The sequence below is a fragment of the Streptomyces sp. NPDC002680 genome (assembly GCF_042889145.1).
GTDB lineage: Bacteria > Actinomycetota > Actinomycetes > Streptomycetales > Streptomycetaceae > Streptomyces > Streptomyces adonidis.
In genome coordinates this window covers 1,180,330-1,194,821 of sequence record NZ_JBIAQP010000001.1, presented here as the reverse complement: position 1 = coordinate 1,194,821, position 14,492 = coordinate 1,180,330, and the positions used below count along the sequence as shown (strand labels likewise).

The 14,492-nt window shown below is 71.7% G+C and carries 10 protein-coding genes and 1 pseudogene; 7 read left to right on the top strand and 4 right to left on the bottom strand.

Annotated elements, in window-relative coordinates; translation table 11 throughout:
- Window positions 1-137: 137 nt before the first annotated feature.
- The 5 genes and pseudogenes from ACFYXF_RS05410 (at window position 138) to ACFYXF_RS05390 (ending at window position 5,702) form a co-directional block, all read left to right on the top strand.
- Window positions 138-1,358: an ROK family protein gene (locus ACFYXF_RS05410; protein ID WP_389348207.1), complete on the top strand. Its 1,221-nt coding sequence runs from the start codon at window positions 138-140 to the stop codon at window positions 1,356-1,358.
- A 53-nt stretch (window positions 1,359-1,411) separates the two neighbouring features.
- Window positions 1,412-1,900 (top strand): annotated as a pseudogene (locus ACFYXF_RS05405) (ketol-acid reductoisomerase); the annotation flags it as partial.
- Window positions 1,901-2,053: 153 nt separating this feature from the next.
- A complete protein-coding gene (locus tag ACFYXF_RS05400; protein WP_389348206.1) occupies window positions 2,054-2,374 on the top strand; it encodes an SHOCT domain-containing protein in 321 nt (106 codons plus the stop codon).
- Window positions 2,371-3,123: an ABC transporter ATP-binding protein gene (locus ACFYXF_RS05395; protein ID WP_389348205.1), complete on the top strand. Its 753-nt coding sequence runs from the start codon at window positions 2,371-2,373 to the stop codon at window positions 3,121-3,123. Before ACFYXF_RS05400 ends, ACFYXF_RS05395 begins: the two co-directional genes overlap by 4 nt.
- Window positions 3,120-5,702, top strand: a complete 2,583-nt coding sequence (locus ACFYXF_RS05390) for an ABC transporter permease (protein WP_389348204.1) — start codon at window positions 3,120-3,122, stop codon at window positions 5,700-5,702. The genes ACFYXF_RS05395 and ACFYXF_RS05390 overlap by 4 nt, the downstream gene beginning before the upstream one ends.
- Window positions 5,703-5,749: 47 nt before the next feature.
- Here ACFYXF_RS05390 and ACFYXF_RS05385 read toward each other — a convergent pair whose 3' ends face one another.
- Window positions 5,750-6,298: an ATP-binding protein gene (locus ACFYXF_RS05385; RefSeq protein ID WP_389348203.1), complete on the bottom strand. Its 549-nt coding sequence runs from the start codon at window positions 6,296-6,298 to the stop codon at window positions 5,750-5,752.
- Between the two features lie 239 nt (window positions 6,299-6,537).
- Window positions 6,538-6,861 carry a hypothetical protein gene (locus ACFYXF_RS05380; RefSeq protein WP_369031904.1) on the bottom strand — a complete coding sequence of 108 codons (324 nt, stop codon included), beginning with the start codon at window positions 6,859-6,861 and terminating at the stop codon, window positions 6,538-6,540.
- A 336-nt stretch (window positions 6,862-7,197) separates the two neighbouring features.
- On the opposite strand from ACFYXF_RS05380, the gene ACFYXF_RS05375 reads away from it, so the two are divergent.
- Window positions 7,198-8,325 carry a PLP-dependent cysteine synthase family protein gene (locus ACFYXF_RS05375; protein WP_389348202.1) on the top strand — a complete coding sequence of 376 codons (1,128 nt, stop codon included), beginning with the start codon at window positions 7,198-7,200 and terminating at the stop codon, window positions 8,323-8,325.
- 81 nt (window positions 8,326-8,406) lie between these two features.
- On the opposite strand, the gene ACFYXF_RS05370 is transcribed toward ACFYXF_RS05375, so the two are convergent.
- Complete coding sequence (locus ACFYXF_RS05370) at window positions 8,407-9,222, bottom strand: DeoR/GlpR family DNA-binding transcription regulator (protein WP_369031903.1); 816 nt, start codon at window positions 9,220-9,222, stop codon at window positions 8,407-8,409.
- A 379-nt stretch (window positions 9,223-9,601) separates the two neighbouring features.
- On the opposite strand from ACFYXF_RS05370, the gene ACFYXF_RS05365 reads away from it, so the two are divergent.
- Window positions 9,602-11,968: a hypothetical protein gene (locus ACFYXF_RS05365; RefSeq protein ID WP_389348201.1), complete on the top strand. Its 2,367-nt coding sequence runs from the start codon at window positions 9,602-9,604 to the stop codon at window positions 11,966-11,968.
- Here ACFYXF_RS05365 and ACFYXF_RS05360 read toward each other — a convergent pair.
- A complete protein-coding gene (locus ACFYXF_RS05360; RefSeq protein WP_389348200.1) occupies window positions 11,938-14,376 on the bottom strand; it encodes a right-handed parallel beta-helix repeat-containing protein in 2,439 nt (812 codons plus the stop codon). The genes ACFYXF_RS05365 and ACFYXF_RS05360 overlap by 31 nt on opposite strands.
- Window positions 14,377-14,492 lie beyond the last annotated feature (116 nt).

Sequence of the window (14,492 nt, the reverse complement as noted above, 5' to 3'; positions counted from 1 at the left end):
CAGCCTTCCAGGGGCGCGGGGCTGTGTTGAATTTGCGGCTACCGCCGCGTGGGCGCGACCAGCCCCCACCGGGCCCGCAGCCAACGAACCGCCCAACCAGCGGAGCGCATCGTACGGATCATGGGAGACTCGCCCTCATGAGCGGCAAGGTCGAGGGGACCACTTCAAAGACGCGGTTGGACCGGGGGCGCGGCGCCCTCGGGCCCGCCTTGGAGCTGGTGCACACCGGCCGGGCGCCCACCCGGGCCGTGCTCACCGCCGAGCTGGGAGTCACCCGGGCGACGGCCGGTGCGGTGGCCGCCGAGCTGGAGGCGCTCGGGCTGATCAGCGTCGACGCCCGGCCCGGCGCGGCGGCCGGTTCGCAGGGGCGCCCCTCGCACCGGCTCGACGTCGCCGAGGACGGGCCGGTCGTCCTGGCCGCACAGGTGCACGCCGATGGCTTCCGGGCCGCGCTGGTGGGACTCGGCGGGCGGATCGTCGCCACCGCACCCGGCTGCGAGACCGTCGACGCCGACCCGGCGAAGGTGCTCGGCTCGGTCGTCGACGCCGGCGCCGAACTGCTGCACGACACCGGACGGCGCTGCGTCGGCGCCGGTCTCGCCGTGCCGTCGGCCGTCGCCGAACCCGAGGGCCTGGCCCTGAACCCGCTGCACCTCGCCTGGCCGGCCGGTGCGCCGGTACGGGAGATCTTCGCCGAGCGGGTACGGGCGGCGGGCATCGCCGGACCGGCCTTCGCGGGCAACGACGTCAACCTGGCCGCGCTCGCCGAACACCGGCACGGCGCCGGACGCGGTGCCCGCGACCTGCTGTGCGTGGCGACCGGGCACCGGGGGGTCGGCGGGGCGCTGGTCCTCGACGGCCGTCTGCACACGGGGAGTTCGGGCCTCGCGCTCGAAGTCGGCCACCTCACCGTCAACCCCGAGGGCCGCCCCTGCCACTGCGGCAGCCGGGGCTGCCTGGACGTCGAGGCCGACCCGCTGGCCTTCCTCACGGCGGCGGGCCGCGACCCCGGCCCCGAGGTGTCCCTCCTCCAGCAGGCCAACGACCTGATCCGCGACCAGTACACGGACCCGGCGGTCCGCACGGCCACCGAGACCCTGATCGATCGCCTGGGCCAGGGCCTGGCAGGCCTGGTGAACATCCTCAACCCGGACCGCATCATCCTCGGCGGCCTCCACCGCACCCTCCTGGACGCCGACCCCAACCGCCTGCGCGCGGTGGTAGCCGACCGCAGCCTCTGGGGCCGCAGCGGCGGCGTCCCCATCCTCGCCTGCACCCTGGACCACAACAGCCTCGTGGGAGCAGCGGAGTTGGCGTGGCAACCGGTACTGGACGACCCCTTGGCGGCACTGGCGTAAGGATCCGTCCAGCTTCGAATTCGCGGGAGGAGACGCGCCCCTTCAGGGCGCGGGTGCGCAGCGTCATCCTCGCCGAACAGCGCCTCGGGGCCCGCCCGATGAGCGGCATCGGCGCCTCCCCGATGTGGGCGGCGGGGAAGCGGGTGCGGGCCCGGCGGGCGGAGCGCGAACTGCCCGTCGAGCCGTTCACCGCAGGCGTGTTCGTGGCCACGATGACCGCCCAGATCGACGAGTTCGCCGAGCGCGGCCACCCCTGGTCGGAGATCGTCAACGAGTCCGTCATCGAGGCCGTCGACTCGCTGCTGCCGTACATGCACGCCCGTGACGTGGCGTACATGGTGGACAACTGCTCGCGCACGGCCCGCCTGGGCGCCCGCCGCTGGGGCCCGCGCTTCCAGTCCGCGTACGAGCAGATCGCGTACCCGGCGGCCGAACTCCCCGCCTCCGAAGCCCTGTTGACGGCCTTCCACACCCACCCGGCGCACGAGGCCCTGGCAGCGGCGGCGAAGCTCCGGCCGTCGGTCGACGTGTCCGTCGCCTGACACCAGGCCCGACACCCCGGGAAGCAGCCGCAAGAGGCCCGCGTACTCCCTGGGAGGTACGCGCACTCCCGCCGGCCGTACGACGACCCGGACCCCCTCCCGGCGCGAACGTGGAGTCATCGCACACAACCCCTACCCGGGAGATGACTCGACATGAACACCCTCGCGAACTGGGACGGCGGCCCCGGCCCCTGGATCCTCTTCTTCCCGCTGATCTGGGCGGCCGTCGTGATCGGCGTGGTCACCGTCCTGCGCCGCACGGTCTGGCGCGGACGTCGCGGCGGCCCGTGGCGCGCGATGGACGGGCGCTACGGCGCCCAGGACCGCCTCTCCGGCGACGCGCCCCTCGCCGTCCTCGGCCGGCGTTTCGCCTCCGGCGAGATCGACGAGGACGAGTACTGGCGGCGGCTCTCCGTCCTGGACGAGCAGTTCGGTGCCACGGGCGGCCGTGCGGGCAAGGGCGGTGCGGTATGACCACCGCCACCACCACGACCCGTACGGCGGCCCAGGTCGTCGACGCGGTGAAGGTGTACGGCGGTGGCGACACCGCCGTACGGGCCCTCGACGGCGTGAGCGTCGGCTTTCCGGCCGGGCGCTTCACCGCGATCATGGGGCCCTCCGGCTCCGGCAAGTCCACCCTGATGCACTGCGCGGCGGGCCTGGACACCCTCACCTCCGGCGCCGCGTTCATCGGCGACACCGAACTGGGCTCGCTCGACGACCGGCGCCTCACCCTCCTGCGCCGCGACCGGATCGGCTTCGTCTTCCAGGCGTTCAACCTGGTGCCGACGCTGACCGTCGCCGAGAACATCCGGCTCCCGATCGACCTCGCGGGCGGGGACGGCGACCGGGAGTGGATCGACGCGCTCGTCGACGTCGTCGGCCTGCGCGACCGGCTCCACCACCGCCCCGCCGAACTCTCCGGCGGTCAGCAGCAACGCGTCGCCGTGGCAAGGGCGTTCGCCGGCCGGCCCGACGTCGTCTTCGCCGACGAACCGACCGGCAACCTCGACTCGCGCTCCGGCGAGGAGGTCCTCGGCCTGCTCGGCCGTGCGGTACGCGACATGGATCGCACGGTCGTCATGGTCACCCACGACCCGGTCGCCGCCGCCCACGCGGACCAGGTGCTCTTCTTGGCCGACGGCCGACTGGTCGATCGGATGGAATCCCCGACCGCCGACAAGGTCCTGGACCGCTTGAAAGCCTTCGAGGTGCCGTCATGAGCGACCCCTTGCACCCTCTCCGTCCCACCGTCCGCATCAGCATGTCCTCTCTCCGCGCGCACAAGCGCCGCTTCGCCGGTACGTTCCTGGCGGTGTTCCTCGGTGTCGCCTTCCTGGCCGGGACCCTGGTCATGGGTGACACCCTGCGTGCCAGCTTCGACACCATGTTCGGCGAGGCGACCAGCGGCACGGACGCCGTCGTCCGCAGCGCCGACGCCATCACCACCCCCGGCGAGAGCGAGGGCGTACGCCAGCCGGTCCCCACCGACCTGGTCGAAACCGTCGAGCAGGTCCCGGGCGTCGCGGCCGCCGCCCCCAACATCCAGGGCGCGGGCCAGCTCATCTCCGCCGACGGCGACCCCATCGGCGGCCAGGGCCCGCCCACCCTCGCCGGCAACTGGATCACCGACCCGAAGCTGAACCCGTACCAACTCGCCGAAGGACGCGCCCCGTCGAAGTCAGGCGAGGTCGTCGTCAACCGGGGTACGGCGAAGAAGGGCGACCTGAAGATCGGCGACACGACGATCCTGCGTACGCCCGACCCGGTCAAGGTGACGATCGTCGGCCTCGCGACCTTCGCGGGCGAGGACGGCATGGCACAGGTGACGTTCACCGGGATGACGCAGGCCGACGCCGAGAAATACCTCACGGCGAGGCCCGGAGAGGCGACGAGCATCCAGGTGCGGGCCGGTCCCGGCGTGGGGCAGCAGGAGCTGGTGGACCGGCTGACGTCCGTACTGCCCAAGGGAGTTGAGGCCATCACCGGTCAGGAGTCGGCCGAGGAGAACACCGAGATGATCTCCAGCCAGTTCCTGACCATCTTCACCCTGTTCCTGCTTGTCTTCTCGGGCGTGGCGATCCTGGTCGCGACCTTCTCCATCCACAACACCTTCGCGATCGTCGTCGCCCAACGCACCCGCGAGAACGCCCTGTTGAGGGCGCTGGGGGCGTCCCGGCGCCAGGTCACCGCGGCCACGCTCGTCGAGGCGACCGCCGTCGCCGTGACGGCGTCGATCGCGGGTCTCGCCGGTGGCATCGCCATCGCCGCGGGCCTCCAGGCGCTGTTCCCGGCCATCGGATTCCCCTTCCCCGAGGGCGACTTGGTGATCGGCTGGCTGTCCTTGCTGCTGCCGCTCGCAGTCGGCATCGTGGTCTGCCTGGGCTCCGCCCTGCTGCCCGCCGTACGCGCCGGCCGCACCGCACCCCTGGCCGCACTCCGCGAGACGGCCGTCGACCAGTCGGGCGCCTCGTCCGTCCGGGCGGTCACCGGCGCGGGCCTCGGCGCCCTCGCGATCGCCATGACGCTGACCGGCGTCCTGGTCTCACCGTCCTTGTGGCTGGCGGGACTTGGCGCCGTACTGGCCCTTGTCGCCTTCGTGGTCCTGGGTCCCGTCGCGTCGACCACCGTCGTACGAATCCTCGGCGGCCCCCTCGACAGGCTGCGCGGAGTCACCGGCGCCCTCGCCCGCCGCAACGCCCTGCGCAGCCCCAGGCGGACCGCCGCCACCGCGAGCGCCCTGATGATCGGCGTGGCCGTCGTCTCGCTGTTCACGGTGTTCGGTGCCTCGCTGAAGGCGACCATGGACCAGACCGTGTCGCGGTCCTTCGCGGGCGATGTCGCCGTGAGCACCCCGTCGTTCGGCGCGGGCGGCAGCGGACTCAGCCCCGCCCTCGCACCCGCGATCGCCGAGCAGCCCGTGGTGGCGGACGCCGTCGGACTCGGCCGAGGAGTCGCCGAAGTCGACGGCAAGGGGCGGGCGTTGACCGTCACCGACCCCGTCACCCTCGGCAAGGTCTTCGACCTCGGCCAGATCCACGGCTCGCTCGACAACCTGGGCACCGACGGCATCGCCATCACGGAGTCGGAAGCCGACCGGCAGCACTTGAAGACCGGCGACACGACCCAACTGACCTTCACCGACGGCGAGAAGGAGACCTTCACGGTCCGCGCGGTCTACGGCCGGTCCGAACTCGCCGGCGAGTACGTCGTCACCCGCGCCGCCTGGGCCCCGCACCGCACCCAGGACTCCGACACTCTCGTCGCGGTCTCCTTCAAGGACGGTGTGAGCACGGACGCGGGCAAGGCAGCGGTGGAACAGGTCGCCGCACGATACGGCGACCCCGAAGTCCAGACCCGCGACGAATACGCCCAGTCGTCGGCCGGAGGCATCGACATGATGCTCACCCTCGTCTACGCGCTGCTCGCCCTGGCCGTCCTCATCGCACTGCTCGGCATCGCCAACACCCTGACCCTCGCCATCCACGAACGCACCCGCGAACTCGGCCTGTTGAGGGCCGTCGGCCAGACCCGCGCCCAACTGCGCGCCATGGTCCGCTGGGAGTCGGTCCTCGTCGCCGCCTTCGGCACCGTGGGCGGGCTCGGCCTCGGCGGCTTCCTCGGCTGGGTGCTGGTGAAGGCCTCGGATGGCGCGAGCGACAGCGCCTTCGCCTTCGCGCTGCCGCCCACCCAACTCCTGATCGTGGCCCTGGTGGGCGTCGCCGCCGGAGCACTCGCGGGCCTGCGCCCGGCCCGGCGGGCGGCTCGCCTGGACGTACTGCGAGCCATTGCCACCGAGTGACGTACGGAGACCAAGAAAGGGGAGGGACGCCGGAGGTCACCGCCCGGTCAGCCTGCGACGGCCGACCGGGCGGGAGCGTGTTCCGGCCTGCGCCGGTGAACCCCCGGCTTGTACCCCTTGTCGTCGCACAGCGGCTCCTCGAACACCTGACGCACGGGCGTCGCGCTCGCGGGCCGGGTCTCCGGGGCGGCCACCACCGGCGCGACCGTCGGCAGCGTGAACCACACGACCTTCCCGGACTCGCCGTCCGGCCGCACACCCCAGCTCTCGCTCACCGCGGCGACCATCGCGAGGCCGCGTCCGCAGGTGGCGGTGGGATCCGCGTCCCGCAGCTCGGGAATGCGCGGGTCGTTGTCGTGCACCGAGACGGTGAGCCGGTCGAGCAGGACCTCGATCTCCACGGTGCACAGCTTGTCGGGCTGGGCGTGCCGGTGGACGTTGGTCAGCAGCTCGGTCACACCGAGCGAGGCCCGGTCTATCAAGGGATCCAGATGCCAGTAGCGCAATTGTGCAGAGACGATTCTGCGGACCTGGCCGATCCGCGACGGAAGAGCTTGCAGCTCCACCGTGCAGTGCCTGCTTGGGTGGCTGATCACGGCTTGCGACTCCCCGAATTGAGGTCCGGAAGAAGACACGAGATCGGATCCAGCAGAATGCCTGTGTGCAATGGCCGCCTGCTGTCGTGGCCGGCGGGCTGGTTCGCAGCGTTATCGCCGGTAAACCCAGAGTGACGTGTGACAAGCGTGGCTCAGGGGAGGGAAACCCGCAACTCGCGGCATGGCGCACAGCACGCCAGGTGTCCGTACGAGATACGGCCCCGCGGTCCCCGGCCTGCTCAGCGCCCGCGCCCCGCCGCCTTGCGTACGGCCTCTATGAACCGGCGTGCCGCGGGCGGCCCGGTCTCGCCCGGTGCGGGGTCGTGATCCCCCAGGGTCAGCAGATAGCGCTGGCCGTTGAGGTCCGCGAGCGCCCGGTCGTCGGCCGCGAACCACGGCTTCGACGCGCGCACCGCCTGCACGGGAGCGCTGTCGATCTCGCTGCCGTAGCTGGTGAGCAGCTCCAGCCTGCCGTCGCTGATCCGGACCTGCCCGGCCCGGGTGAGGGAGCGCAGCCTCTTCCCGATTCGCACGCCCGTGGCCGTGAACTCCGGCTCCGCCATGATGCTCCGCCCCCTTGTCGGCTTCCGCCGAGATGCGTGGTGATCCCGCCTGGAACGTGATCCATTGTGCGCCCCCGTGCGTTGCAGTCTGCCTGCCCCCGGCGTCGAGCACCAGTGCGTACGGCACTCTGCGGCAACCGGCGGAAGCACTCACCGGGATGCGCCCCACCACCCGCCGGCTCCCGCCCGACCCGCTGCCGCCCTCTGTCCACAGGCCTGCCTTTGATCCGCCCAAAGGGATGTTTATGCAGGTGAGAGGCGTGTGGAAGGTGTCTATGATCAGAACGTACGGCTGCGCAAGGACGCCGTCGGCACGCGCATCACAAGGAGCCCGACGTGAGCATCCCCGACCCCACCGGGACCGCCGAAACCCTCGACACGCTCGACGTCGACCGCAGTGACGCCGACTACCGTGCCTGGCTCAAAGAGGCCGTCCGCAAGGTCCAGGCCGACGCCAACCGCTCGGCCGACACGCACCTGCTGCGCTTCCCGCTGCCCGAGAAGTGGGGTATCGACCTGTATCTGAAGGACGAGTCGACCCACCCCACCGGCAGCCTCAAGCACCGCCTCGCCCGCTCTCTCTTCCTGTACGGACTGTGCAATGGCTGGATCCGTCCCGGCCGCCCGGTGATCGAGGCGTCCAGCGGCTCCACGGCCGTCTCCGAGGCGTACTTCGCGAAACTGATCGGCGTGCCCTTCATCGCGGTGATGCCCCGCACGACCAGCGCCGAGAAGTGCCGCCTCATCGAGTTCCACGGCGGCCGATGTCACTTCGTGGACGACTCCCGCAAGATGTACGAGGCCTCGGCGGCCCTCGCGGCCGAGACCGGCGGCCACTACATGGACCAGTTCACCTACGCGGAACGGGCCACGGACTGGCGCGGAAACAACAACATCGCCGAATCCATCTTCCGCCAACTGGAGTTGGAACGTTTTCCGGAGCCCGCGTGGATCGTCGCCACGGCCGGCACCGGCGGCACCTCGGCGACCCTCGCCCGCTACGTCCACTACACCCAGCGCGACACCCGCATCTGCGTAGCGGACCCGGAGAACTCCTGTTTCTTCGAGGGCTGGACCACCGGCGATCCGGACGTCACCTGCGACTGCGGCTCCCGCATCGAAGGAATCGGCCGCCCCCGCATGGAACCCAGCTTCGTCCCCGGCGCGGTGGACCGCATGATGAAGGTCCCCGACGCGGCCAGCATCGCCGCGGTGAGAGCCCTGGAACAGACGATCGGCCGCAAGGCAGGCGGCTCCACGGGAACAGGCCTCTGGAGCGCCCTCAAAATCATCGCGGAGATGGTCGCAGAGAACCAACAGGGCAGCGTGGTAACCCTCCTGTGCGACCACGGCGACCGCTACCTGGACAAGTACTACTCGGACACCTGGCTAAAGGAACAGAACCTCAACATCGCGCCTTACGGGGCGAGAATCGAACGGTTCTTGCAGACAGGCGCGTGGTGAGACGAACCTCAGGGGCGCGGGGAACTGCGCGACAAGCCACAACGGCGCAGCACCCGCAAACCCACCCCCGCAGGCACCCCCTTAGGCGCCCTCACCAGCAACAACCAGCCTCCGCAAATGCTCAGAAACCTCATCCCGAGCCTCAGAAACCAACCCCGAGTCCGTAACCAACGTATCCACCTGCTCCAACGCCGCGAACGAACTCAACCCCACAGTCCCCCACTTCGTGTGGTCGGCAACCACAACAACCCGCCGAGCGGACTGCACAAGCCGCCGATTGGTCTCAGCCTCCGCAAGATTCGGCGTCGACAACCCCGCTTCCACCGATATCCCGTGCACGCCAAGAAACAGCACGTCGAAATGCAGCGACGCAATCGCCTGATCGGCCACAGGCCCGACCAGCGAGTCGGACGGCGTCCGCACCCCACCCGTCAACACCACCGTCGCCGCCCCCTGCCGCTGCCCCGACACCCGCTGCGCCGCATGGAACACATCAGCGACCCGCACCGAGTTCGTCACCACGGTCAGATCCGCCACGTCCAGCAGCTGATGCGCCAGCGCGTACGTCGTCGTCCCGCCCGACAACGCGATCGCCGAGCCCGGCGCGACCAGCTCCGCCGCGGCCCGCGCGATGTCCTCCTTGGCCGTCAGCTCAAGGCCCGACTTGGCCTCGAACCCCGGCTCGTGGGTGCTCGCCTCGACCACAGGCACCGCACCGCCGTGGACCTTCTCCAGGACGCCCTGGCGGGCCAGCGCGTCGAGGTCGCGGCGGACCGTCATGTCCGACACGCCGAGCTTGCGGGTCAGTTCGTTGACGCGAACGCCCCCGCGCCGCCGTACCTCGTCGAGGATCAGGGCGCGCCGCTGCTCCGCGAGGAGGTTCTGGTTGTCATTCACGACCGCTCCACGTCCTTCCGGGGTTCCTCCGGGCCTGTCGGTCCACTCGCCCCCACCATCTCCGACCCGTCCCGCACACCCGCTGGAAACCTGCTGCGCACCCGCTCCGACAAGGACATTCCTCCTGCTACCGGCCCGGCGGACGTCCCATACTCGCATGGGCCGGTACTCGTCGCGCCACTGCCCGTCACGACGCGAACATGTCACCCTGGCAACACGGGCTCCTCGCACGTCACACGGATCGGGGAGATTCCGTGACGAGAGGTGTACGCAGCCCACTCGACGGAGATCCTCAAGTCCCGCACGGCATCGTTCCCGACCGGACGACAGCCGTCGGTGTGACACGGGGGAAGTACGAGCAACGGGGGAAGTGCGAACAGTGGAACAGGCACAGGAACGAGCCTCGAAGTCCGGGGCGAACGACGCGGCGAGACCGCTTGAGAAGACGGGGGCGACCAGCGGTATCGCCCTGGAACTGCTGGTCCACGGCGTGGGCGGCGCCACGCCCGAGAAGATGCTCAACGATCCACGGACCATCCGCGTCACCGGCGACGACACGGCCGCCGTCTTTCGGCGCGTGGACGACGCGGACGCGGAGGACCGTCCCGTCGATCCGGACGGCGCACCGGTGCGCGAGGCGTACGTCTGGTGCAACCTCACCTCCGGCAACGGCACGCGCGCCCTGTGGCTGTTGCTGCTGCCCTTCATGGTTGTCAACCTCGCCCATTGGATGCGCCCCACCGCCCGCAACCGGCCGGGCACGGTCCGGCTGTACGGCCTTCTGGTGCGCCTCGCCGGTCTGACCCTCACCGTTCTGCTGGTCGCCGCCGCCTGCGAGGTCGCCCTCGACCTGACGGCCTGGCAGTGCGCGGGCACGCGCGCGTGCGCCGAGGCGCACTCCTGGCTGGGCTTCCTCTCGCCGACCGAGTCGGACGGCGGCTGGTGGAGCGAGCCGGGCCGCCGCCTCGCCCTGGCCGCCGTGGTGCCCGCCGCCCTCACCGGCCTGCTGTGGTTCCTGTCCCGCCGCACCTGGAGTGCGTACGAGTCCCAGAAACCGCTGACCCACGCCCCCGAGGCCGCCGACGACAACATCCGTACGGCGCTGGGGCGGCCCGGGTTCTGGTACGGGCGGCGACTGGTCGCCCGGCTGCGCGCCGCGCACACCGCGGCCGGCCTGCTGACGGTCGCCGCCGCCCTCGGCTCCGCCGCCGCCCGCCACGACCGCGAACCCGGCGGTCCGGCGGTCCTGGAGGCGCTGGCCCGGCTCCTGGACGTGGCGCTGATCGCGGGCGCCGTCGCCGTGGTGTGGGTGGTGTGCCGTCGGGGGCGCAGCGAGAGACGCCTCGACAAGGAACTCGACGCCCGGCTCGTCCGCCTCCTCCCGGGCGGCGCGCTCGCACTGCTGCTCCTGACGGCCGTGTACGCCGGCTGGTCGCGCCCCGGCTGGCGGTCGACGGGTCGGCTGCCGGGCGACACGACCTTCGGCACCCTCGCGCTGCTCCAGGGCCTCCTCGTCCTCGTCCTGGCCGTCGTCGCCCACCTGCTGTACCGCGCCCACCCCGACCCGCGTGCCGCCATGCGCGGCTTCGCCGGACCCGCCGTCGCGACGCTCGCCTGCGCGCTGGGCGGCGTGATGTCGGGCGGTGTGTCCCAGCGGGTCGCCGACTGGCTGGACGGGACCGGCGGCACCATCGCGGGCCCGCCCGTCCTGCTGACCTGGCAGGCGTCCGTGATCCCGGCCGTCCTCCTGGTCGTCCTGGGCCTGGTCGGCTGGCTGGCCCGGCGCACCCTGCAACTGCGCCGTGGCGAGCTGGAGGCCGTGGAACGTGACTACGACGACGGTTCCGGGGAGCGCATGGACGACGCGCGTACCCGCCGGATCGCGAGCACGCGCGCGATGGCCGCCCTCACCGACCGGGGACCCCGCATCCTCGGCATCACCTCCGCCGTGACACTGCTGCTGGGCGCCGCCGCACTGGCCGGGGCCCAGCTCACGGACGACACGCCCGGGGACGCCTCGCACGGCTCGTACGCCATCGTGCAGGGCTCCGCCGAGACCGCCCAGGCACTGGGATCCTGGCTGATCGGAGTCGGTTTCCTGCTGTTCGTCACCTGGGGGCGGCGCGCCTACAAGGACGCCTCCGCGCGGCGCACCATCGGCATCCTCTGGGACGTCGGCACCTTCTGGCCCCGCGCCGCCCACCCCTTCGCACCGCCCTGCTACGCCGAGCGTGCCGTGCCCGACCTGACCTGGCGCATGGCCACCTGGACAGAGGAGACCGGCGGCCGACTGGTCATCTCCGGCCACTCCCAGGGCAGCGTCCTCGCGGCGGCCGCCGCCTGGCAGCTCAAGCCGTCCGTGCGCAAGCGCGTCGCGCTGCTGACGTACGGCTCACCGCTGGAGCGGCTGTACGGGCGCTGGTTCCCGGCCCACTTCGGCCCCGCCGCCCTCACCTCGCTGCACCACGACGTGGCCTGCTGGCGCAACCTGTACCGGCTCACCGACCCCATCGGCGGCCCCGTACACCTGCCCGGCGACTGCGGCCCCGAGGTGGACCGCGCGCCGCTCAAGGACCCGCTCGCCTACGGCCGTACCAAGGAGCATCCGCTGCCCGCGCCGATCCTCGGCCACTCGGATTACCAAGCTGATCCGGCCTTCGCCGAGGAGCGCGAGGAGCTGCTGGCGCGGCTGCGGCCCCGCGAAGGGGTGCCCGCTCAGGGCAGCTCGGGCAGGTCCTCCGGGTAGAGCAGGGTCAGGTCGTCCGTGCTCGGCTCGGGGTGCTGGGCGACCCGGCCCGCGTGCCGCTCGACCATCGCCTCGAACGTCTGCCGGGCCGTACGGCCGTTGCCGAACGTCGCTCCCTTGGGGATCTCCGTGAAGTACTTCAGGAGGGCCTCGGGGGAGCCCGGGCCGAGGCGGTACTCGTGCTCCTCCGACTGCTGCTCCACGATCCGCAGCAGTTCCTCGGGGCCGTAGTCACCGAAGGTGATGGTCCGTGAGAAACGGGACGCCACGCCGGGGTTGACCGACAGGAAGCGGTCCATCTCGGCCGTGTAGCCCGCGACGATCACGACGACGGCCTCCCGGTGGTCCTCCATCAGCTTCACCAGGGTGTCGATGGCCTCCTTGCCGAAGTCCCGGGCGGAGTCCTCCGGGGACAGCGCGTACGCCTCGTCGATGAACAGCACACCACCGCGCGCCCGGTCGAAGGCCTCCTGGGTGCGGATCGCCGTCGAACCGATGTGCTCGCCGACCAGGTCCACCCGGGACACCTCGACGAGATGGCCCTTCTCCAGGACGCCGAGCGCCGCCAGGATCTCGCCGTAGAGCCGGGCGACCGTTGTCTTGCCGGTACCGGGGGAGCCCGTGAAGACCAGATGGCGGCGGGCGGAGGCCGCCTTGAGGCCCGCCAGCTGGCGGCGCCGGCCGACCTCGATCATGTCGGTGAGGGCCCGCACCTCGCGCTTGACGCTCTCCAGGCCCACCAGCGCGTCGAGTTCACCGAGCACGTCCTTCGAGGACCGCGCGGCCTTCTCCGGCTCCGGGGCGGTGCCCGCCGAGTCCTGCTCGGTGGTGCGCTGGCCCGGGATCGAGCCCAGCAGTCCCGGCGACTGTGTGACCGTCTGCACGGCCGTCTCCGGCACCGGGGACGGCCGCAGCGCCGCGCTCTCGTCGCTGGTGCAGTCCTCGACGACCGGACCGCCACCGGGGGCCGTGCCGGGCCCGCCCTCCGCGAACTCGTAACCACCGCGCGCGCACCGCTCCGTGCGGCACTTCGTCAGCGTCGTCCGGCAGCCGTCTATGACATGGAAGCCATAGCCCTCACTGCCCGTCACCCGGCAGTTCAGGAAGGTGCCCCGGCCGCCCGCCGACACATAGAAGCCCGCCTCGGCGGGGGAGTCGACCGTGCAGCGCTCGACTGTGGGATCCGCCCCCTTGGTGACGATCACGCCGGTCTGGGTGCCGACCACCGTGCAGCCGTTGAGCGTGCCGCCGCTGCCGTGGTCGCGGAACCAGGCACCGGTCGCCGCGTCCTTGATCCGGCAGTCGTCGAGCTGGGCGGTCGCGCCGTCGCTGACCGACACGGCCGTGTTGCGGACCTGTGTCAGGTCGCTGTCGACGACGTCCGCGCGGGAGCCCCGGTCGAGCACGAACAGCGCGTCCGGCACGTCGTGCACCCGGCAGGACTCCAGGACCGCCGTGGCGCCGTCGCTGATCCACACCGCCGGGTAGTCACCGGTGCTGTCGAAGATCTCGCACTGGTTGGCGTCCACACGCGTGCCCGGATCCCACACCGACAGCCCGTTGCGCCCGAACTGACGCACCGTCGTGCGCGTCAGCGTGAGGACCGAGCGGGACCGCAGATCGACCGCGTTCTCCGGGATGTCGTGGATACGGCAGTCGGCGAGCGTCAGTACGGCGTCGGTGTCGAGCGTCACGCCGTCCGCGGACGTCCGGTGCACATCGCAGTCGGTGAGGTGGGCGGTGGCCCGGCCGGTGACCTGGACGCCGCTGCCCTTGACCTCGTACACCTCACAACCGATGCCCTCCAGCGCCGAGTTCTCGCCCGAGACGGACAGCCCGACGCCCGAGGCGTGGTGCACCCGGCAGCGCTCCAGACGCGGATGCCCGCCGTCGCGCACGGTCACGCCCGCCTGCCCGGCCGCGACGACCTCGCACTCCTCGAACACCCCGCCCGCGCCGTCCAGTACGGCGATTCCGGCACCGGCAGGGTTGTCGACCGTGCAGCGCCGGACCGTCGGGCGCGCGCCGCCGCGCACCTCGATGCCGGCGGCGGACCGCGTAACGATCCGCAGGTCCAGCAGTTCCGGCGTGCCCTCCTCGACGAGCAGGGCGGGCGCGGTCGAGTCCTGGCCCTCCACATGCAGGTCCTGGACGACCGCGGAGGCGCGCACGGTGAGCGGCACACCGTCGACGGGTGCGATGCGCACGGAGCCGGGGGAGCCCTCGGGGCCGCGCAGCGTCACCGCACGCTGGACGACGAGGTTCTCCCGGTAGGTGCCGGGGGCGACCGTGAGGACGTCGCCGTCCGCCGCGGCCTCCAGGGCGGCGGCGAGCGACGCGTACTCACCCGTGCGGCGCCGCCACCTCGATGTGCCGGTGTGCGTCACCTGGACCGTGCCCTGTGCCATGGCGCTGCTGTGCCCCCACCTCGTGGAACGCGGGATGTCGCGGAAGGTGCCGAACGATGTCGGCCGGTCCACCGTAGCGTGCGCGGGCACGGTGGGTTGACCAGAGCCGGAACGAG

Excerpts from the sequence above, each read along its gene's own strand:
- ACFYXF_RS05395 (WP_389348205.1), top strand. The coding sequence starts at position 2,371 with ATGACCACCGCCACCACCACGACCCGTACGGCGGCCCAGGTCGTCGAC.
- ACFYXF_RS05390 (WP_389348204.1), top strand. The coding sequence starts at position 3,120 with ATGAGCGACCCCTTGCACCCTCTCCGTCCCACCGTCCGCATCAGCATG.
- ACFYXF_RS05360 (WP_389348200.1), bottom strand. The coding sequence starts at position 14,376 with ATGGCACAGGGCACGGTCCAGGTGACGCACACCGGCACATCGAGGTGG.
- ACFYXF_RS05400 (WP_389348206.1), top strand. The coding sequence starts at position 2,054 with ATGAACACCCTCGCGAACTGGGACGGCGGCCCCGGCCCCTGGATCCTC.
- ACFYXF_RS05380 (WP_369031904.1), bottom strand. The coding sequence starts at position 6,861 with ATGGCGGAGCCGGAGTTCACGGCCACGGGCGTGCGAATCGGGAAGAGG.
- ACFYXF_RS05410 (WP_389348207.1), top strand. The coding sequence starts at position 138 with ATGAGCGGCAAGGTCGAGGGGACCACTTCAAAGACGCGGTTGGACCGG.